Source organism: Herbiconiux dendrobii (assembly GCF_052048175.1).
In the GTDB taxonomy this organism is placed as follows: Bacteria; Actinomycetota; Actinomycetes; order Actinomycetales; family Microbacteriaceae; genus Herbiconiux.
This window is the reverse complement of sequence record NZ_JBLZQV010000006.1, coordinates 112,680-131,088: the sequence shown is the minus strand read 5'-3', so window position 1 is coordinate 131,088 and position 18,409 is coordinate 112,680. Positions and strand designations below refer to the sequence as shown.

Genomic DNA, 18,409 nt, shown 5'->3' with positions numbered 1-18,409 from the left:
GACCACACAGTGGTGGAGAACGCTCCCGAGACCGACTACCGCATCGAGCACGACACCATGGGCGAGGTGCGGGTGCCCGCATCCGCTCTCTACGGTGCGCAGACCCAGCGGGCGGTCGAGAACTTCCCGGTGTCGGGTGACGGGCTCGAGAGTGCGCAGATCGCCGCCCTCGCCCGCATCAAGAAGGCCGCCGCCCTGGCGAACGCAAAGCTGGGTGTACTGGATTCCGGCATCGCCGACGCCATCGCCGCGGCCGCCGACCGCGTGGTCACGGGCGAGCTCGACGCCGACTTCCCCATCGACGTGTACCAGACCGGCAGCGGCACCTCCTCGAACATGAACATGAACGAGGTGCTGGCCTCGCTCGCCTCCACGGCGCTCGGCTCGAAGGTGCACCCGAACGACCACGTGAACGCCTCGCAGTCCTCGAACGACGTGTTCCCCACCTCGGTGCACGTCGCCGTGACCGGTGCGCTGATCCACGACCTCATCCCGTCGCTCGAGCACCTCGCGCAGGCGTTGGAGGAGAAGGCCACCCTGTGGGCCACGGCCGTGAAGTCGGGCCGCACCCACCTGATGGACGCCACCCCGGTGACCCTCGGCCAGGAGTTCGGCGGCTACGCCATGCAGATCCGCCTGGGCATCGAGCGCATCCAGTCGGCGCTCCCCCGCGTGGCCGAGGTTCCGCTCGGCGGTACCGCGGTCGGCACCGGTATCAACACCCCGGCCGGCTTCCCGCAGCTCGTGATCCAGCTGCTCGCCGAGGAGACCGGCCTGCCGATCACCGAGGCCCGCGACCACTTCGAGGCGCAGGGCGCCCGCGACTCGCTGGTGGAGGCATCCGGAGCGCTGCGCGTTCTGGCCGTGTCGCTCACCAAGATCTGCAACGACCTGCGCTGGATGGGCTCGGGCCCGAACACGGGCATCGGCGAACTGCACATCCCCGACCTGCAGCCCGGCTCCTCCATCATGCCCGGCAAGGTGAACCCGGTCATCCCCGAAGCCGTGCTGATGGTGTGCTCGCGCGTGATCGGCAACGACGCGTCGATCGCCTGGTCCGGAGCATCCGGAGCCTTCGAGCTGAACGTGGCCATCCCGGTGATGGGCACGGCGCTGCTGGAGTCGATCCGCCTGCTGTCGAACTCGGCCGTGCTGCTGGCCGACAAGACCGTGGCCGGTCTCGAGGCGAACCTCGAGCGCGCCCGCGCACTGGCCGAGTCGTCGCCGTCGATCGTCACCCCACTGAACCGCGTGATCGGCTACGAGGCCGCGGCGAAGATCGCCAAGCACTCGGTGGCCAAGAGCATCACGGTGCGCGAGGCCGTCATCGACCTCGGCTTCGTCGAGCGCGGCGAGGTCACCCTCGAGCAGCTGGACGCCGCCCTCGACGTGCTCTCGATGACGCGCCCCCCGGCCGCGAAGTAGCCTCCGGCCGTTTCTCGCCTCCGCAACGACGGAGTCTCCCCGTTCCGACGGACGGAGACTCCGTCGTTGTCGTTCTTCCGGCCGAGAGTCCGTCGTTCCGAAGGCGGGCGTGTCACGACGGCGCCTTCACCGATGACGCCCAGAAGGCGGCCAGAAGCGCGGGGCCGAACGGGATCCGGAGAAGCGCGGGAGGCGCTCGACCGGCCAGCTCGGCGCCGAACAGAACGGCGACCACGATTCCCCCTGCGGCCGCGCCCTGGCCGAGAGCCTCAGGCCGTTCAGCCACGCCCGTCATCCCTGCCAGGCCACCCAGCCACGTGCCCAGCTTGACGTCGCCCATGCCGACTGCTCCGAGCATCCGTCCGCCCAGCAGCAGGCCGCCTGCCAGGAAGGCGCCCATCAGGCCGGCCGGCGCGCTCGACTCCGCGGACACCACACCCGGCACACCCACCAGGCCCGCCAGCGCCGCCCAGAGGATGCCCCACGCGAGCAGTACGAGGCCGGGCAGCACCAGCGCGTTGGGCAGGCGCAGTGTGCGCACATCCGTCGCCACCAGCGGCACGGTCACCGCGGCGAGGTACGCCAGCTGCACGAGCAGTCAGGGCGGGTGGGACGGATGGAACACGTCGAGAAGATGCATGCCGCCACGCTAGGCGTGCAGAGACGCGGACGGGCCGCGGCCGCCCGGGATGGGGACAACCGCGGCCCGAAGGCGTTCTGTGGAGAACAGGCCCGACGGAGAAAAGGCCCCGACGAAGGAGGCCGACGCCGCCTACGCCAGCTCGTTCGACTCCAGCATCTCGGTGACCAGTGCGGCGATCGCCGAGCGCTCGGAGCGGGTCAGAGTGATGTGCCCGAAGAGCGCGTGGTTCTTGAGTGTCTCGATCACCGAGGCCACGCCGTCGTGCCGGCCGACGCGCAGGTTGTCGCGCTGCGCCACGTCGTGCGTCAGCACCACCCGCGAGTTCTGCCCGATGCGCGAGAGCACGGTGAGCAGCACGTTGCGCTCGAGCGACTGCGCCTCATCCACGATCACGAAGGCGTCGTGCAGCGAACGGCCCCGGATGTGCGTCAGCGGCAGCACCTCGAGGATGCCCCGGTCGATCACCTCGTCGAGCACGTTCTGCGACACCAGCGATCCGAGCGTGTCGAACACCGCCTGTGCCCACGGGTTCATCTTCTCGGCTGCGTCGCCCGGCAGGAAGCCGAGCTCCTGCCCGCCGACCGCGTACAGCGGCCGGAACACCATGATCTTCTTGTGCTGCTGCTTCTCGAGCACCGCCTCGAGACCGGCGCACAGGGCCAGAGCGGACTTCCCCGTACCAGCTCGACCCCCCAGCGACACGATCCCGACCTCGGGGTCCAGCAGCATGTCGATCGCGATGCGTTGCTCGGCCGACCGCCCGTGCAGGCCGAAGACGTCGCGATCCCCGCGCACCAGCTCGAAGGAGTCGCGGCCCGTGACCCGGCCGAGAGCCGATCCGCGATCCGAGTGGATGACGAGCCCGGTGTTCAGCGGCATGTCCCGCACCAGCGGCGTGGTCAGGCGCTCGTCGTCGTAGAGCTTCGACATCGCGTCGGAGCCGAGCGTGATGTCGTCCAGCCCGGTCCAGCCGGAATCGACGGCGAGCTCGGCCCGGTACTCCTCGGCGGCCAGGCCGATCGAAGCGGCCTTGACGCGCAGCGGCAGGTCTTTCGACACGACGGTCACGTTGAGACCGTCATTGGCGAGGTTCTGCGCCACGGCCAGGATGCGCGTGTCGTTGTCGCCCAGCTGGAGACCGGATGGCAGCACCGAGGTGTTGGAATGGTTCAGCTCCACCCGCAGCGAGCCGCCTTCGGTGCCCACCGCGATCGGGAAGTCGAGGCGCTCGTGCTGCACCCGCAGCTCGTCGAGGTTGCGCAGCGCCTGCCGGGCGAAGTAGCCGATCTCGGGGTCGTTGCGTTTGCTCTCGAGCTCGGTGATCACGATCACCGGAAGGACGACGGAGTGCTCGGCGAACCGGAAGATCGCCTTCGGGTCAGACAGTAAAACCGAGGTGTCCAGTACGTAGGTCACCTCGGCCGTGTGCGTCGATCCGTTGCTGTGGGTAGTGCTTCGTGCATCCTCTCCGCTGTTCGTCCCGCTGGTCTTGTGAGTCATGGGCTCGGCCACATCCACTCCAACCCCGAGCGCTCGGCGCTCGGATCAGTAGGCGATCGGGCCACAGTGGAGGTCAGTCGAAACGTACTTATGTGGCCGTCTCGATCAGGCGCCATGCCTGATGCAGACGAAGCTACGCCCGTTCGCGGATGAGTGGGTTACGACACGCAACTCGGAAGATTAACTCTGTGTTACACGCGTGTAATTCGAGCTGCACTTGCTGCCGGTGCGTCGTGCCTTCGCTTCGGCGGCTAGCTCCCGAAGCGGCGCTGCCTCCGGGAGTAGTCGCGGAGGGCGCGCAGGAAGTCGACCTCGCGCACGTCGGGGCCGAGGGCCTCCATGAAGTAGAACTCGCTGTGGGCGCTCTGCCAGAGCATGAAGTCGGAGAGGCGCTGCTCGCCCGAGGTGCGGATGACCAGGTCCGGGTCCGGCTGCCCGCCCGTGTACAGGTGCTCGGCGATGAGCTCCTGGTCGATGGCCGCCTCGAGCTCGTCGAGACCGTGACCCAGGGATCGGTGCTTCTGGATGATGCTGCGCACCGCGTCCTCGATCTCCGAGCGGCCTCCGTAGCCGATCGCGAGGTTGACGTGTAGACCCTTGTGCGAGGCCGTGCGGGCCTCGGCGCCGTCCAGCGCCGCGATGAGCGGCTCGGGCAGTCCCACGTTCGTGCCGACGTGCTTGACCCGCCAGTCGCGGTAGTGCGAGATGTCGTCGGCCAGCTCGGCGATGATCTCGATCAGCTCGTCGAGCTCTTCCGAGGAACGGTTCTTGAGGTTGTCGGTGGAGAGCAGGTAGAGCGTCACCACCTCGATGCCCAGATCGTCGCACCACACCAGGAACTCGAGGAACTTCGCGGCGCCGGCCCGATGCCCGTGTGCCACCGTCTCGAGCGAGCGCTGACGGGCCCAGCGGCGGTTCCCGTCGAGGATCATCGCTACGTGCTTGGGCAGCACGGCCTCGTTCAGGTGCTTGCGGATACGCCTCTGGTAGAGACGGTAGAGCAGGCCCTTGCCGACCTTCGGCTCGTGATCTGACGGCTCGTGTTCTGGCACACCGATACGCTACTCGCTCCCAGCGAGCGAAACGTGCGGGGCGCGTAGTCTGGTCACATGCCGGCACCCGAGCTCCCCAACATCCCGCTGCTCGAGGATGCGATCGACCACCCGCCCGCGGAGGTCAAGCCCACCTGGCGCGGCTGGATCCACGCCGCCACCTTCCCCTTCACCATCGCCATGGGCATCGTGCTGATCTGCCTGGCGCAGGGCGCCCCGGCCAAGTGGGCGAGCGCCGTGTTCATGGTCACCTCGATGGTGCTGTTCGGCAACTCCGCGTTGTACCACCGCTTCAACTGGCAGCCGAAGATGAAGCTGCTGCTCAAGCGCATCGACCACGCCAACATCTTCCTGCTGATCGCCGGCACCTACACGCCGATCGCCGTGCTCGCGCTCCCCTGGGACAAGGGGGCGCTGCTGCTCACGGTCGTGTGGGCGGGCGCGCTGCTCGGCGTCGGCTTCCGGGTGTTCTGGATCGGCGCCCCGCGCTGGCTCTACGTGGTGCTGTACCTGGCGCTCGGTTGGGCGGCCGTGCTGTACCTCGGGGATATCTTCACCGCCAACGCCGCCGCCATGGTGCTCGTGATCGTGGGCGGGCTGGCCTACACGCTCGGCGCCGTGGCCTATGGCTTCAAGCGCCCGAACCCGTTCCCGGGCCGCTTCGGCTTCCACGAGATCTTCCACACGCTGACGGTCGTGGCCTTCCTGTGCCACTGGACCGCCATCCTGCTGCTCGCGATCGACCCGCCGTTCAACGGCTGACGATCCGGCGGAGCTAGCGGCTCGGGCCGACCGACGGTTCGTCGCCCGAGGCGGGTGCCGAGGCGGGTTTGACCGGTGCTCCGGATGCCGCAGCTGCAGCCGCCGCGTCGCGCTCGGCCAGCTCGGCCTGCAGCTCCTCCTGCACCTGGGCGCGGTAGTTCACCCGGCGCACGCGGCGCACCATGTCGATCACCAGCAGCAGCGTGACCGCCATCACCATGAAGGTGACGATGAAGCCGATGATGCCGGGGGTGACGGTGTCGGGATCGGGCGTCGTCGTGTCTTCGGCGACCACAGCAGCCAGCACCGCCGACGCGGAGGCGAGGAGCACGCTCATTCGGAGTCCTCGATGCCGTCGAAGAGGTCGGTGCCGGCATCCGGAACCGACACCCGCGAGGTGACGAGCTGGTAGTCCTCGGTGGGCCAGGCGCGCTTCTGCAGGCCGTTCGGCCAGAAGAAGAACGGATGCTCCGGAGCCACCTGGCTGGCATGGGCGCGCAGCGCCGAGTACCGCACCTCGAAGAAGTCGCCGGCGGGCACGCGCACGAGGGGCGAGGGCACGGGCGGCCGATCCTTCCACCGCTCGCGCATCTCCTCGAAGGTGGCGACGATCGGGTTCTCCGGGTCTTCCTCCTTGATGAGCGTGTAGGCGGCGTCGAACATCTCGGGGTTCATCGTGCGGTCGTAGTAGAGCTTGCCGATCGACCAGGCGGGGCCGGCATCCGGATACGCCTCCGGGTCGGCGGCCGCCTCGAACGCGGCGACCGAGATCTCGTGGGTGCGGATGTGATCCGGATGCGGGTAGCCGCCGTTCTCGTCGTAGGTGACGAGCACCTGCGGCTTGAACTCGCGGATGAGCTTCACCAGCGGGGCGGCCGAGATGGCGACCGGAATGGCGCCGAAGCTGTTGGCGGGCAGCGGGTCGCCCGATCCGGGCTCGATCCAGCCCGAGTCGTGGTAGCCGAGCCAGCGGTGCTGGAAGCCGACGGCGGCCTGGGCGGCGGCCATCTCGACCCGGCGGAGACCGGCCATGTCGCGCTCGGCCCAGACCTTCGGCTCGAGCGCCTCGTTCAGCACCGAGCCGCGCTCACCGCCGGTGCAGCTGACGACCATCACCTCGACTCCGCGGTCGAGGTAGTAGGCATACGTGGCCGCGCCCTTGCTCGACTCGTCGTCGGGGTGGGCGTGCACGGCCAGGAGGCGCAGCGTCAGCGGTCTCAACTCCTCAGGGATTGCGGTTAGCCTGAATACAGACCGATACCAGACTAAGTGATCTACCCCGGGAGAGTGCCGCGTGAAGGGCCAGGACGAGGCAGGCGCACAGGAGACCGGTGCGACGTCGGCGGGTGCACCCGAGAACGCTGCGCTCGATCAGCGCTACGGCCGCACGCCCGGCAGCCGGGCGCGGGGCAAGCTGATCGCCTGGCTCGGCGGCATCGGCGTCGCCGTGGTCATCACCGCCTGGGTGGTCTGGGGCGGACTGAGCGGCAGCGCCGCCACCCTGAAGACGCAGGACACCGCGCACCTGGTGGTCGACTCCCGCAGCGTGCAGGTCGACTTCGACCTCACCATCCCCCGCGGCGACACCGCCAGCTGCGTCGTTCAGGCGCTCAGCGAGAAGTTCGCCGTGGTGGGCTGGAAGGTCGTCGACATCCCCGCCTCCGACAGCGCCACCCGCTCGTTCAGCGAGACCGTGCGCACCAGCGAACTCGCCTCGACGGGTTTGATTTACAACTGCTGGCTCACATAGTCTTTCCTGATCGTCCGGGCCGGCACGGCTCGGACGTCAGCATGCTTAGAGGAGTGTTTGCGATGGCTGACGACACCCAGCTCACCTGGCTCACGCAGGAGGCCTTTGACCGCCTCTCGAACGAGCTCGAGGAGCTCAGCGGCCCCGCGCGGATCGAGATCGCCAAGCGCATCGAGATGGCCCGCGAAGAGGGCGACCTCAAGGAGAACGGCGGCTATCACGCCGCCAAGGACGAGCAGGGCAAGATCGAGGCGCGCATCCGTCAGCTCACGCAGCTGCTGCGCACCGCCCAGGTCGGTGCCACCCCCGAGAGCCACGGAGTCGTGGAGCCCGGCGTCGTGGTGACCGCCCTGGTGGCCGGCGGTGAGGAGCGCTTCCTGCTCGGCAGCCGTGAGATCGCGGGCAACGCCGACCTCGACGTCTACAGCGAGCAGAGCCCCCTCGGCACCGCCATCCTCGGCCTCAAGGTGGGCGAGAAGACCACCTACACGGCCCCCAACGGGCGCGACATCACGGTCGAGGTCACGAACGTGGAGACCTTCCAGGGCTGATCCCCTCGTGGCCACCCGAGGAGGTCGCCGAGGCTACTGCTCGATGCGGATCTCGTAGCCGGCGTCGCGGAGCTTGGCGATGACCTGGTCGCGGTGGTCGGGGCCCCGGGTCTCGATGTGCAGCTCGAGTTCGACCTGGCTGATCTGCAGGCCCTTGCCGTGGCGGGTGTGCTGCACCTCGACCACGTTGGCGTTCGCCTCGGCAACGAGTTCGGCGGTGCGCGCGAGCTGGCCGGGACGGTCGGGCAGCATGATGCGCAGTTTGAGGTAGCGGTCGGATGCCGCCAGACCGTGGCTGATCACGCGCTGCATCAGCAGCGGGTCGATGTTGCCGCCGGAGAGCACCACGACGGTCTTGCCGGCGTCTTCGACCAGTCCGGCGAGGATCGCGGCGACCCCGACCGCGCCGGCCGGCTCGACGACCTGCTTCGCGCGCTCGAGCAGCAGCAGCAAGGCGCGGGCGGTGTCGGCCTCGGAGACCGTCACCACCTCGTCGACCAGGTCGCGGATGATCGAGAAGTTCAGGATGCCCGGCTTGGAGACCTGGATGCCGTCGGCGATGGTGGGCGAGGTCGTGATGTTCAGCGGCTCCCCCGCCGCCAGGGAGGGCGGGTAGGCGGCCGCGTTCGCGGCCTGCACGCCGATCACGCGCACCGTGCGGCCCTCCAGGGCCGCGCGCTGCTTGACCGCGCTGGCGATGCCGGAGATGAGCCCGCCGCCGCCGATGGGGACGACGACCGTGTCGGCATCCGGAACCTGGTCGAGGATCTCGAGGCCGAGCGTCGCCTGCCCCATCACCACGTCGATGTGGTCGAACGGGGGGATGACGGTGGCGCCGGTCGCCGCCGCGAACTCGGCGGCCGCGCGCAGGGCCTCCTCGACCGAGTGGCCGCGCAGGATGACGTCGGCCCCGTAGTGCCGGGTGGCCTGGAGCTTGGGCAGGGGCACGCCGATCGGCATGAAGATGGTGGCCTTGATGCCGAGCTCGGCGGCCGCGAAGGCGACGCCCTGCGCGTGGTTGCCGGCCGAGGCCGCCACGACGCCGGCCGCCTTCTCGGCCTCGCTGAGCGCCGAGATGCGGTTGTAGGCGCCCCGGATCTTGTACGAGCCCGTGCGCTGCACGTTCTCGCACTTGAGGAACACGGGCGAGCCGATGATCTCGGTGAGGAAGCGCGAGCTCTCCATCGGCGTCACCTTGGCGGCCTTCGCCACACGCAGGCGCGCGAGCTCGATGTCGGCCAGGGCGGGGCCAGCGAACGTGGTCTCGGAGTCAGTCATGCGGAAGCGCATCCTTCGGGGAGGTCAGAGCCGGGTCGGGCGCGGGTGTGCGCCACGTGCCGCCGGCGATGTAGTTGATCATGACGTTGAGGGTGGCCACGAGCGGCACCGCGAAGAAGGCTCCGGCGATGCCCGCGACCATCGAGCCACCGGCCACGGCGAGGACGACGGCGAGCGGATGCACCTTCACCGCGGTTCCCATCACGAGCGGCTGCAGTACGTGGCCCTCGATCTGCTGCACGAGCAGCACGATGCCGAGCATGATGAGCGCGATCACCCAGCCGTTGTAGATGAGGGCGATGAACACGGCGACGGCCCCGGTGACGACGGCACCGATGATCGGGATGAACGAGCCCAGGAAGACCAGCACGCCGATCGGGATCGCCAGCGGCACGCCCAGGATGGCGGCGCCCACGCCGATGCCGACCGCGTCGATGGACGCGACCAGGATCTGCACCTTCACGAAGTTCTGCAGCGTGCGCCAGCCGGTCTTGCCGGCCCCGTCGGTGGCCGCGCGGGCCTTGCGGGGGAACAGACGAACGAGCCAGGCCCAGATCCGCTCGCCGTCGATCAGGATGAACAGCGTCGAGAACAGGGTCAGCAGCACGCCCGTGAGCACGTGGCCCACGCTCGAGCCGACGGCCGCGGCACCCGTGATGAGCGCCTGGCTGTCTTGCTGCACCGCCGTCCAGAACTGCGACACGTACGCGTTGAAGTCGGACTCGGAGACCTGCAACGGCGAGTCGGCCAGGAACGCCTTGAGGTCGTTGTAGGAGGTGATGGACTGCTGCTTGAGGTCGTCGAAGCCGGAGGTGACCTGCGTGACGACGAGGAAGATCAGGGCGGCGACCACCACGATGGTGCCGAGCTCGGCGGCCGCGATGGCGAGCCCCTTGGGCCACTTGTGCCGCACCAGGAAGTTCTTGAACGGCACCAGCAGCGCCGAGAGCACGACCGCGACCAGCACCGGGATGATGAGCAGGCGCAACTGGATGATCAGGAAGCCGATGACGGCCAGCACGGCCATCACCACGAGGATGCGCCACGACCAGGCGCCGGCGATCTTCATGCCGAGCGGGACGGAGTCCTCCCCCGTGGCGGATCGGGGACCCGCGGCGGCGGACGCGGCCTGCGCGGCCGCCGAGGGCTGCGCGCCGGGGCGGGGCGAACGGCGCAGGAATCCGCGCCGGCGGGGCGGCTCCGTCTCAGACATGAGCCAAGTCTAGGAGCGGACGTATGCATCCGCTCGCATGCGCTCAGGACTCCCAGGCGCTCACGGCGACGGGCGCACCGGCGAACTGCAGGAACAGCCTCTGGTCGGGTGCCGGCACGGTCGTGGCGGCGTGCTGCACCCGCACGACGGTGCCGTCCTCCAGGGCCACCGTGGTGCGCCGGTAGGAGCCCAGGAAGCTGGTCGAGACGACCTCCACCGGGATGCCGGTGTCGCCGAACCGCAGGTCTTCCGGGCGCACGAAGACGATCGCGTCGCCCTCCTCGAACGAGGGGTCGACCAGCGGGAGCCGGGCGCCGCAGAGCTCGGCGAACCCGTCGCGCACCACCCCGCGGATGCGGTTGCTCGACCCCACGAACTCGGCCACGAACGGCGTCGCGGCCCGCGAGTAGAGCTCTTCGGGCGAGGCGATCTGCTCGATCCGGCCCGCGCGCATCACGGCCACCCGGTCGGCGACCGCGAGGGCCTCCTCCTGGTCGTGCGTCACGAACACCGTGGTGATGCCGAAGTCGAGCTGGATGCGCCGGATCTCCTCGCGCAGCTGAACGCGCACCCGGGCGTCCAGCGCCGAGAGCGGCTCGTCCAGCAGCAGCAGCCGCGGTTCGGTGACGAGCGCGCGGGCGAGCGCCACGCGCTGCTGCTGCCCGCCGGAGAGCTCGTGGGCGTAGCGGCCGCCGAAGCCGCCGAGGCCCACCATCTCGAGGGCGTCACCCGCCCGCCGCCGCCGCTCGTCGGCGCCGACCCGGCGCATCCGGAGCCCGAACTCGACGTTGGCGAGGGCGGTCATGTGCGGGAAGAGCGAGTACGACTGGAAGACCATGCCGATGTCGCGCGAGCGCGCGGGGGTGGTCGACACGTCGGCGTCGCCGATCAGCACCGTGCCGCTCGTGGCGGCTTCCAGGCCCGCCAGCACGCGCAGGGCCGTGGTCTTGCCGCAGCCGCTCGGGCCGAGCAGGGCCAGGAACTCGCCCGGGCGGATGGTGAGGTCGATGGCGTCGAGCGCGCGGTGGCCGCCCGGGAACTCCTTGACGATGCCGCGGAGTTCGACCTGGGCCCCGGTGAGTGTGGTGGTCGTCATGCGGAGCCGTTCTGTTGAGAGATGCGCTGTCGGGAGATGCGCTGTCGGGGGCTGCGCGGTCGGGGGCTGCGGCCGATCCGGCCGATGGCGAGCAGCAGCACGAAGGCGAACACGAGCGCGAGCAGGGCGAAGATGATGGAGACGAACGGATCGGCCTTGCTCACGATCACCAGCGAGGTCTGCAAATTCACCCGGTTCAGCAGCGCGGCGATCGTGTACTCGCCGAGCACCACGGCCACCGAGATGAACGAGGCGGCGAGCAGGCCCCGCCGGATGTTGGGCACCACGATCCGCAGCAGGACGGTGGGCCAGCCCGCCCCGAGCGAGCGGGCCGCTTCGCTGAGGGTCACGACGTCGACGGCGGCGAGGTTGGTCTGGATGGAGCGGTAGGCGTACGGCAGCACGATCACGCCGTACGCGAAGGCGAGGGTCCAGACGCCGCTGCCGAACATCCGCGCGATCACCGAGTAGACCGGCGCGAGCCCCACCACGATCACGATCGCCGGGATGGTGATGGGCAGCAGGCAGACGAACTCCAGCACCCGCTGCAGCTGCGGGAACCGGATGCGCACGAGCACCATCGTGGGCACCAGCAGCACGAGCATGACGGCCACGGTCGCCACGGCGAGGATGAGGGAGTTGCCGAGGCCGGTGAAGATCGGCTTGTACTCCCCCGTCAGCTGGCCGCCGAACACGGCCGCCCAGCGGGAGAAGTCATAGCCGCCGTCGAGACCCTTGCGCAATGTGAACTCGATCATCGCGACGATCGGGACGAGGAAGAGTGCGCCGATCACCCCCACGATCACCCAGCGGGTGGTGCGGGTGGGGCCGGGGTGGATGTCGTGCAGGCGTCTGTTCATCGCTGCCACCTCGCCGCCCGGCGCATGAGCACCGAGTACAGCGCCATCACGAGCGACATCACCACGATCATCCCGAGCGCGAGTGCTCCGGCGAGGTTCTCCCGGCCGAGCACGGTCTCGCTCGTGAGCGCGGCGCGGATCTGCAGCGGCACGATCTGCGAGCCCTGACTGGTGAGCGCGGCGGCCGTGGCGAACGAGGAGAAGGCGTTCGCGAACAGCAGCAGCAGGCAGCCCGCGAACGAGGGGGCAAGCACCGGCAGGCCGACGTGCCGCCAGTAGCTCAGGCGGCTGCCGCCGAGCATCGCGGTGGCCTCGGCCCACTGCGGCTTGAGGCTCTCCAGCGCGGGCGAGAAGGTGATGATCATCAGCGGCACCTGGAAGTAGATGTAGGGCAGGATGAGGCCGGGCGCCTCGTAGAGCCACACGCCGTCGGCGAAGATGTCGACGCCGAACGTGTCGCGCAGGGACACGGTGACCATGCCCTGGATGCCGATGGTGGCCACGAAGGCGAAGGCCAGCATCACGCCGCCGAACTGGGCGAGCACGCCGCTCGCGGCATCCACCACCGAGCGCAGGGCGCCCGTGGGCTTGGCGCCGATCAGGGCGTAGCAGAACAGGGCGCCGACGATGGCGCCGATAACAGCGGTCAACGCCGAGATCCAGAGCGAGTTGCCGAAGGTGTTCAGCACCACCGGGTCACCGAGCGCGGCCAGGTTCGACCAGGTGAACGCCCCGTCGCCGTCCACGAGGCCGGTGAGCAGGGCGATCGCGGTGGGCAGGGCGAGGAAGAGCAGGATGTAGGCGGCGAAGGGCACGAGGCCCAGTGCGCCGGTGGAGCCGAGCGAGCGGATGCCCGCCCGCAGCCGCGCGCTCCGGGACAGGGTCGCTGTCCCGGAGCGCGGCGGCGCGGCGGCACCGGCCGCAGGCGCGACCGCTCGCGCTGAGGTCGTCGGCGTGAGCGTGTCGGCCATGATCGTCGGATGCGGTGCGGCGAGCCCTACTGGACCGCCGCCGCCCACTTCTCACCCAGCAGAGCGGATGCGGCCGCAGCCTGGTCGGCGTCGGGAACGACGGTCTCGCCCGGCACGGTCGGCAGGGCGTCGAACAGTTCCTGGTCGATGGTGCCGGCCTCGGCCATCGCCTCGGCGCGCACGGGGCGGGCCCCGCCGGCGAGCCACAGGTTCTGGGCGTCGTCGCTGTAGAGGAACTCCTGCCACAGGCGCGCGGCGGCCGGGTGCGGCGCATCCGCGTTCACGGCCTGGTTGTAGTAGCCGGCGTATCCGGTGCCGGGGAGGATGGTGACCTCCCAGTTGCGCTGACCCTCGAGCCCGGCGCCGTAGCCGACGTTGAGGTAGTCCCAGTCGAAGACCACGGGGGTCTCGCCGCTCGCGATCGTGGCGGGGGTCGGGTCGATCTTCACGAAGTTCCCGGCCTTGTTCAGCTCGGAGAAGAAGTCGATGCCGGGCTGGAAGTCGTCGACGCCGCCGCCGTTCTGCACCGCGGCGAGGCCCACGGCGGCGAAGGCCGCACCGGCCTGGGTCGGGTCGCCGTTGATGGCGACCTTGCCCTTGTACTCGGCGCCCAGCAGGTCGTCGAGGCTCTTCGGCTCGGGCACCGCGTCGGGGTCGTAGCCCACGGCCATGTAGCCGCCGTAGTCGCCCACCCAGAGCCCGCTCTGCTCCTTCAGCGCATCCGGGATGTCGGCCCAGGTGGCCACCTGGTAGGGGGCGAACTTGTCGGTGTTGGCGAGGGCGACGGCGGCGCCGAGGTCGAAGACGTCGGGGGCGGTGTCCTGGCCGGCCAGGTTGTCGGCGGCCTGGATCTCCTCGGCGCTGGAGGCGTCGGGGCTGGCCTCGTTGATGCTGATCTCGGGGTACTTCTCGGCGAAGGCGTCGAGCACGGCGCCGTAGTTGGCCCAGTCGCGCGGCAGCGCGATGACGTTGAGCGAGCCTTCGGCCTTGGCGGCCTCCTCGAGCCCGGCGAGTCCGCCGAACGCGTCGAGGCTGGTGGCGGTGGCCGCGTCGACGTCGGTTCCGGATGGTCCGGCGGCGGTGGCGTCGGCCGAGCAGCCGGTGAGGCCGAGGGCGAGGGCTGCGGCGACGGCGATGCCGGCCACGGCGATGCGCTTGGTGAGCACGGTGATTCCTCCAGGGTGGGCCGGCTCGCGGCCGCCCGCGCTGTGAGCGGGCAGTTCGGCGCCGCGGGTGCCGACACCCCGCACGGTAGGTCGGCCAGACGACCCGTCGGGGTCGCCGGGGTTACCGGATGGTGAACCTCCGGCGTATCCCCCGGATGCGGGGTGCGCGGCCCGGCCGTCCCCGATGTCGGCGGCCCTCGGTAAGGTCGAACCCGATGGTCGACACGATTTCACCCGCACTGGCGCGACGGATCTCCCTGGCCGCGCAGGGCTTCGGAGCGCGGCCCGGTGCCGAGCCCGGCACCCGGCAGTTCAACCTGCTGCTGCGGCGTCTGGGCCTGCTGCAGATCGACTCGGTGAACGTCTACGAGCGCAGCCACTACCAGCCGGTGTTCGCGCGGCTCGGGCACTTCGACAAGGCGCTGCTCGACAAGCTCACCTACGGCTCCGGGGTCGCCGAGTACTGGGCGCACGAGGCATCCTTCCTCCCGATCGAGACGCTGCCGCTGATGCAGTGGCGCAAAGACGACTACCGCGCGTACTACGCGGCGCATCCGGATTCCTGGGGCGCCTCGAACGCCACCACGCTGGCCTGGCTGCTCGACGAGCTGGCGGCGAAGGGGCCGATGCGCGCGAGCGAGATCGAGCACGAGTCGAACAAGCGGCAGGGCCCGTGGTGGGGCTGGTCCGACGTGAAGCGCGGGCTCGAGACGCTGTTCCGGCAGGGCGACGTGGTGTCGGCCGGTCGGGTGCGCTTCGAGCGCGTCTACGCGCTGCCCGCGCAGGTGCTGCCGTCCGCGGTGCTCGAGCGCTCGGTGCCCCGTGCCGAGGCGGTGCGCGAGCTGATGTCGATCTCGGCGCGCGCCCACGGCATCGGTACGGCGAGCGACCTGGCCGACTACTTCCGGTTGAAGCAGACGGATGCTCTCCCCGCCATCCGGTCGCTGGTCGACGCCGGCGAGCTGCTGCCGGTCGCGGTCCCGGGCTGGACGAAGAAGGCCTGGCTGCACCGCGACGCCCGGCTCCCCCGCCGCGTCGAGGCGTCCGCTCTGCTGTCGCCCTTCGACCCCGTGGTGTGGGAGCGCGAGCGGGCCCTGCGGCTGTTCGACTTCCACTACCGCATCGAGATCTACACCCCCGCTCCGAAGCGCGTCTACGGCTACTACGTGCTCCCCGTGCTCATCGACGACCGCCTCCCGGCTCGCATCGACCTCAAGAGCGACCGCCAGTCCGGAGTCCTCCGTGTGCAGTCGGCCTGGGCCGAGCCCGGGCTCGTCCCCGACGACGTCCCCCGCATCGCGGCCCTCATCCGCCGAGCCGCCGCGTGGCAAGGCCTCCCCGGCGACGTCATCGTCGCCGACCGGGGCACCCTCGCCCCGGCCCTCCGAGCCGAGCTGGCCCGCGCCTGACAGCGCACATCCGCTGACGCGCCCCGACGGAGGGGCGGAACCGAAGTCTCAGGCCCTCCTCCACGACCCAAGGTGGGGGTGTGGCCGGAGCGGTCTTGTGCGTCACCGGTTGAGCGCTTGCAGGACCGCCATCAGCGCAGATTGATCACCAGCCGCCTCGAAGAACAGACGATCGGCGTCCTCCACCACCCGAACCGCCCGAACCGCCAGCTCCACGCCTTCGCCGGTGACTTCGATGACGTGCGCACGGGCGTCATCCGGGTTGGGCGAGCGCAGCAGAAGCCCTTTGTCTGCGAGCGCGCGAATCACCTGGGACGTCATCATGGCGTCGGTATTCGCGTGCTCCGCGATCCGTCGCTGACTCGGCCGTTCACCAGCCACCCGAGTCAGCCACCAGGCGCTGACGAGAAGGACGAACTGCACGTGCGTCAGGCCCAGCGGCTTCAGCGTGGCCGTGATGTTCCGCTGCCAGCTCAACGTCGCACGCCACAGCAGCAATCCCGGGCTCTGTCCAGGCTCGAGCGATTCAGCCATGCGTCTGCTCAGCGCGCGCTCCGAGAGCCGCGATGACGTCGGCGAAGTCCTCGCTCACCCCAGCTCCGACCTCGGCCGCCACCTCATCAGGCCCCTCCACGGTGCACCGGTAGGTCACCCGGCTCCCGGTTCCCGAGGCTTCGACCTCGTGGCGGACTCGGACCGACACTCCGGCATCCGGCACCGGCGTGACGTCTTCGTATCCGCGCCCAGCCTCGACCCACGTCAACTCGAAGGGCAGCTCGCTTCCGTCTGGGAACACCATCGTCGCAGTCGTCCCAGCCTCGAACGGGCCGTCGATGCGGACGTCCGCAACGCCGTCGTTCCACTCGGACCACTTACCCGGGTCGGCCAGAACCGCGAACACCTCCGCCGGCGTCGCGTCGCATTCACCGGTGATCTCTCGTACCCACATGTCGAACTCCAATCAGATAGTATGCGCACATACTATCTAGCTATGACGATCGGAGTCAACCTCTGGGTCCCCCTCACCCACTTCCCGGCCAGCAACAGCCGGCACCGCTAGAACTGGCCGCCCATCTGGTGGAGGCGGGCCACACGGTCGGGGATGGGGGGGTGGGTGGCGAACAGGCGAGCCATGACCCCGGGCTTCGACGGGTCGGCGATCCACATGTGCGCCATCGAGGTGGACTGGCGCTGCATGGGGCGGCCGTAGGCGGCGAGCTTCTCCAGGGCGCTGGCGAGCGCATCCGGATGCCGCGTGGTGAGCGCACCCGTCGCATCCGCGAGGTATTCACGCTGGCGTGAGACGGCGAGCTGCACGACGGTGGCGATCAATGGCGCGATGATGATGGCGACCAGGCCGAAGACCATCACGATCGGGTTGCCGTTGTTGTTGTTCCGGCCGAAGAAGGCCATGCGCAGGAACATGTCGGCGATGAAGCCCACCGCCACCACGAGACCGAAGACGATCATCGAGACGCGGATGTCGTAGTTGCGCACGTGGCCGATCTCGTGGGCCATCACGCCCTCGAGCTCGGCGTCGTCCATGATGTCGAGCAGGCCGGTCGTGGCCGCGACCACGGCGTGCTGCGGATCGCGCCCCGTGGCGAACGCGTTCGGCGCCGGGTCGTCGATGACGTACACCTTGGGCATCGGCGTGCCCGTCGTGATCGACAGGTTCTCCACCACCCGCCAGAGCCGCGGGTTGTCGCGTTTCTGGATCTCATGGGCCCCGCTCATGGCGAGCGCCTGCCCGCTGGCGGCGAAGTACTGGATCAGGGCGTAGCCGAGCGACACCACGACCGTGATGATCACGATCGACAGGTTGCCGTAGATGTAGCTCGCCAGCCAGCCGAGCCCGCCGATGATCAGCAGGAACAGCAGGATGATGACGACGGTGTTGCGCTTGTTCTTCGCTATCGCTGAGTACATGTACCGCTGTCAGGCTAGAACTGCACGCGCGGCGGCTCGGCGATCGCCGCGAGGTCGGAGACCTCGAAGAACTCGCGCTCGGTGAAGCCGAGACGGCGCGCGAAGACGTTGTTCGGGAACTGCTGGATCTTCGTGTTCAGCTCGCGCACACCGCCGTTGTAGAAGCGGCGCGAAGCCTGCACCTTGTCTTCGGTGTCGACGATCTCGGCCTGCAGCTGCAGGAAGTTCTGGCTCGCCTGGAGCTGCGGGTAGGCCTCGGCCACGGCGAAGATGCTCTTCAGAGCGGTCTGCATGTGGTTCTCGGCCACGGATGCTTCGGCCGGCCCCTGCGCGGAGAGCGTCTCGGCACGGGCCTGGGTGACGTTCTCGAAGACCGCCTTCTCGTGCGCCGCATAGCCCTTGACCGACTCGATCAGGTTGGGCAGCAGATCCGCTCGGCGCTTGAGCTGCACGGTGATGTCGCTCCAGGCTTCATCCACCCGCACCTTCAGCGAGACGAGCGAGTTGTAGGTCGCCCAGAGGTAGATGCCGATGATCGCAACGATCACGACGACGATGATTACCGGGATCAGCCATTCCATGGGGGAAGTATACCGGGGGTGCAGGCCGCGGTCAGGGGTGGTGAGGCAGTCTCACAGGTGGCGTTGCGCGTCGGTGGTGTCACGGATGGGTCCGGCTGTGTTGGTTGCCGGTGGCGCCGGGCTTCGCTCGGCGTCACCGGGTCGCGCCGGTCCTAGCCCGGCGCGACGCGACATGTGAGCGCGCGGTCGAGGGACGCGGCCTGACGGTCGCATCCCTCGGCCG

The 18,409-nt window shown here is 69.4% G+C and carries 20 protein-coding genes; 5 read left to right on the top strand and 15 right to left on the bottom strand.

Annotated features, from left to right (window positions below; genetic code table 11):
- Window positions 1-12: 12 nt before the first annotated feature.
- On the top strand, window positions 13-1,425 hold the full coding sequence (locus ACN4JJ_RS17540; RefSeq protein ID WP_440711254.1) for a class II fumarate hydratase: 1,413 nt from the start codon (window positions 13-15) through the stop codon (window positions 1,423-1,425).
- 112 nt (window positions 1,426-1,537) lie between these two features.
- Here the strand turns inward: ACN4JJ_RS17540 and ACN4JJ_RS17535 are convergent, their stop codons facing one another.
- The 3 genes from ACN4JJ_RS17535 to ACN4JJ_RS17525 form a co-directional block, all read right to left on the bottom strand.
- Entirely contained in the window at window positions 1,538-2,017 is a 480-nt protein-coding gene (locus ACN4JJ_RS17535) for an A24 family peptidase (protein ID WP_440711189.1), read from the bottom strand.
- A 180-nt stretch (window positions 2,018-2,197) separates the two neighbouring features.
- Window positions 2,198-3,484, bottom strand: coding sequence for an RNA 5'-3' helicase PhoH2 (gene phoH2, locus ACN4JJ_RS17530; protein ID WP_440711188.1), 1,287 nt, complete (start codon window positions 3,482-3,484; stop codon window positions 2,198-2,200).
- A 335-nt stretch (window positions 3,485-3,819) separates the two neighbouring features.
- Window positions 3,820-4,620, bottom strand: coding sequence for an isoprenyl transferase (locus ACN4JJ_RS17525; RefSeq protein WP_440711187.1), 801 nt, complete (start codon window positions 4,618-4,620; stop codon window positions 3,820-3,822).
- Window positions 4,621-4,677: 57 nt separating this feature from the next.
- Here ACN4JJ_RS17525 and trhA point away from each other — a divergent pair, with 57 nt between their 5' ends.
- Window positions 4,678-5,382: a PAQR family membrane homeostasis protein TrhA gene (gene trhA, locus ACN4JJ_RS17520; RefSeq protein ID WP_440711186.1), complete on the top strand. Its 705-nt coding sequence runs from the start codon at window positions 4,678-4,680 to the stop codon at window positions 5,380-5,382.
- A 13-nt stretch (window positions 5,383-5,395) separates the two neighbouring features.
- On the opposite strand, the gene ACN4JJ_RS17515 is transcribed toward trhA, so the two are convergent.
- Complete coding sequence (locus ACN4JJ_RS17515; protein ID WP_440711185.1) at window positions 5,396-5,719, bottom strand: hypothetical protein; 324 nt, start codon at window positions 5,717-5,719, stop codon at window positions 5,396-5,398.
- Window positions 5,716-6,603 carry a mycothiol conjugate amidase Mca gene (gene mca / locus ACN4JJ_RS17510; RefSeq protein WP_440711184.1) on the bottom strand — a complete coding sequence of 296 codons (888 nt, stop codon included), beginning with the start codon at window positions 6,601-6,603 and terminating at the stop codon, window positions 5,716-5,718. The genes ACN4JJ_RS17515 and mca overlap by 4 nt, the downstream gene beginning before the upstream one ends.
- Window positions 6,604-6,676: 73 nt before the next feature.
- Between mca and ACN4JJ_RS17505 the strand changes: the two genes are divergently transcribed.
- Window positions 6,677-7,132: a DUF4307 domain-containing protein gene (locus ACN4JJ_RS17505; RefSeq protein WP_440711183.1), complete on the top strand. Its 456-nt coding sequence runs from the start codon at window positions 6,677-6,679 to the stop codon at window positions 7,130-7,132.
- Window positions 7,133-7,194: 62 nt separating this feature from the next.
- On the top strand, window positions 7,195-7,683 hold the full coding sequence (gene greA, locus ACN4JJ_RS17500; RefSeq protein ID WP_440711182.1) for a transcription elongation factor GreA: 489 nt from the start codon (window positions 7,195-7,197) through the stop codon (window positions 7,681-7,683).
- A gap of 33 nt (window positions 7,684-7,716) precedes the next feature.
- On the opposite strand, the gene ilvA is transcribed toward greA, so the two are convergent.
- From ilvA to ACN4JJ_RS17470, 6 genes are read right to left on the bottom strand one after another with little or no spacing between them, the layout of a single operon-like run.
- Window positions 7,717-8,961, bottom strand: a complete 1,245-nt coding sequence (gene ilvA / locus ACN4JJ_RS17495) for a threonine ammonia-lyase (RefSeq protein WP_440711181.1) — start codon at window positions 8,959-8,961, stop codon at window positions 7,717-7,719.
- On the bottom strand, window positions 8,954-10,174 hold the full coding sequence (locus tag ACN4JJ_RS17490) for an AI-2E family transporter (RefSeq protein ID WP_440711180.1): 1,221 nt from the start codon (window positions 10,172-10,174) through the stop codon (window positions 8,954-8,956). Before ACN4JJ_RS17490 ends, ilvA begins: the two co-directional genes overlap by 8 nt.
- Window positions 10,175-10,217: 43 nt before the next feature.
- Complete coding sequence (locus ACN4JJ_RS17485; protein WP_440711179.1) at window positions 10,218-11,270, bottom strand: ABC transporter ATP-binding protein; 1,053 nt, start codon at window positions 11,268-11,270, stop codon at window positions 10,218-10,220.
- Window positions 11,267-12,130 (bottom strand): ABC transporter permease, encoded by an 864-nt coding sequence (locus tag ACN4JJ_RS17480; RefSeq protein ID WP_440711178.1) that lies wholly within the window; start codon window positions 12,128-12,130, stop codon window positions 11,267-11,269. Before ACN4JJ_RS17480 ends, ACN4JJ_RS17485 begins: the two co-directional genes overlap by 4 nt.
- Window positions 12,127-13,101 carry an ABC transporter permease gene (locus ACN4JJ_RS17475; protein ID WP_440711177.1) on the bottom strand — a complete coding sequence of 325 codons (975 nt, stop codon included), beginning with the start codon at window positions 13,099-13,101 and terminating at the stop codon, window positions 12,127-12,129. Before ACN4JJ_RS17475 ends, ACN4JJ_RS17480 begins: the two co-directional genes overlap by 4 nt.
- A 26-nt stretch (window positions 13,102-13,127) precedes the next feature.
- On the bottom strand, window positions 13,128-14,267 hold the full coding sequence (locus ACN4JJ_RS17470; RefSeq protein ID WP_440711176.1) for an ABC transporter substrate-binding protein: 1,140 nt from the start codon (window positions 14,265-14,267) through the stop codon (window positions 13,128-13,130).
- A 215-nt stretch (window positions 14,268-14,482) separates the two neighbouring features.
- Here ACN4JJ_RS17470 and ACN4JJ_RS17465 point away from each other — a divergent pair, with 215 nt between their 5' ends.
- A complete protein-coding gene (locus ACN4JJ_RS17465) occupies window positions 14,483-15,676 on the top strand; it encodes a winged helix-turn-helix domain-containing protein (protein WP_440711175.1) in 1,194 nt (397 codons plus the stop codon).
- Between the two features lie 102 nt (window positions 15,677-15,778).
- Here ACN4JJ_RS17465 and ACN4JJ_RS17460 read toward each other — a convergent pair whose 3' ends face one another.
- The 4 genes from ACN4JJ_RS17460 to ACN4JJ_RS17445 all read right to left on the bottom strand — a co-directional run bounded on the left by ACN4JJ_RS17460 (window position 15,779) and on the right by ACN4JJ_RS17445 (window position 18,186).
- Window positions 15,779-16,210, bottom strand: coding sequence for a MarR family winged helix-turn-helix transcriptional regulator (locus ACN4JJ_RS17460; protein ID WP_440711174.1), 432 nt, complete (start codon window positions 16,208-16,210; stop codon window positions 15,779-15,781).
- Window positions 16,203-16,637 (bottom strand): SRPBCC family protein, encoded by a 435-nt coding sequence (locus tag ACN4JJ_RS17455; protein WP_440711173.1) that lies wholly within the window; start codon window positions 16,635-16,637, stop codon window positions 16,203-16,205. The genes ACN4JJ_RS17460 and ACN4JJ_RS17455 overlap by 8 nt, the downstream gene beginning before the upstream one ends.
- A 95-nt stretch (window positions 16,638-16,732) precedes the next feature.
- Entirely contained in the window at window positions 16,733-17,605 is an 873-nt protein-coding gene (locus tag ACN4JJ_RS17450) for a M48 family metallopeptidase (RefSeq protein WP_440711172.1), read from the bottom strand.
- 14 nt (window positions 17,606-17,619) lie between these two features.
- The gene (locus ACN4JJ_RS17445) at window positions 17,620-18,186 is read right to left on the bottom strand and encodes a LemA family protein (protein ID WP_440711171.1); all 567 of its coding nucleotides are present in this window, start codon (window positions 18,184-18,186) and stop codon (window positions 17,620-17,622) included.
- Window positions 18,187-18,409: the final 223 nt, after the last annotated feature.

Excerpts from the sequence above, each read along its gene's own strand:
- trhA (WP_440711186.1), top strand. The coding sequence starts at position 4,678 with ATGCCGGCACCCGAGCTCCCCAACATCCCGCTGCTCGAGGATGCGATC.
- ACN4JJ_RS17515 (WP_440711185.1), bottom strand. The coding sequence starts at position 5,719 with ATGAGCGTGCTCCTCGCCTCCGCGTCGGCGGTGCTGGCTGCTGTGGTC.
- greA (WP_440711182.1), top strand. The coding sequence starts at position 7,195 with ATGGCTGACGACACCCAGCTCACCTGGCTCACGCAGGAGGCCTTTGAC.
- ilvA (WP_440711181.1), bottom strand. The coding sequence starts at position 8,961 with ATGACTGACTCCGAGACCACGTTCGCTGGCCCCGCCCTGGCCGACATC.
- ACN4JJ_RS17490 (WP_440711180.1), bottom strand. The coding sequence starts at position 10,174 with ATGTCTGAGACGGAGCCGCCCCGCCGGCGCGGATTCCTGCGCCGTTCG.
- ACN4JJ_RS17485 (WP_440711179.1), bottom strand. The coding sequence starts at position 11,270 with ATGACGACCACCACACTCACCGGGGCCCAGGTCGAACTCCGCGGCATC.
- ACN4JJ_RS17480 (WP_440711178.1), bottom strand. The coding sequence starts at position 12,130 with ATGAACAGACGCCTGCACGACATCCACCCCGGCCCCACCCGCACCACC.
- ACN4JJ_RS17475 (WP_440711177.1), bottom strand. The coding sequence starts at position 13,101 with ATGGCCGACACGCTCACGCCGACGACCTCAGCGCGAGCGGTCGCGCCT.
- ACN4JJ_RS17465 (WP_440711175.1), top strand. The coding sequence starts at position 14,483 with ATGGTCGACACGATTTCACCCGCACTGGCGCGACGGATCTCCCTGGCC.
- ACN4JJ_RS17460 (WP_440711174.1), bottom strand. The coding sequence starts at position 16,210 with ATGGCTGAATCGCTCGAGCCTGGACAGAGCCCGGGATTGCTGCTGTGG.
- ACN4JJ_RS17450 (WP_440711172.1), bottom strand. The coding sequence starts at position 17,605 with ATGTACTCAGCGATAGCGAAGAACAAGCGCAACACCGTCGTCATCATC.
- ACN4JJ_RS17445 (WP_440711171.1), bottom strand. The coding sequence starts at position 18,186 with ATGGAATGGCTGATCCCGGTAATCATCGTCGTCGTGATCGTTGCGATC.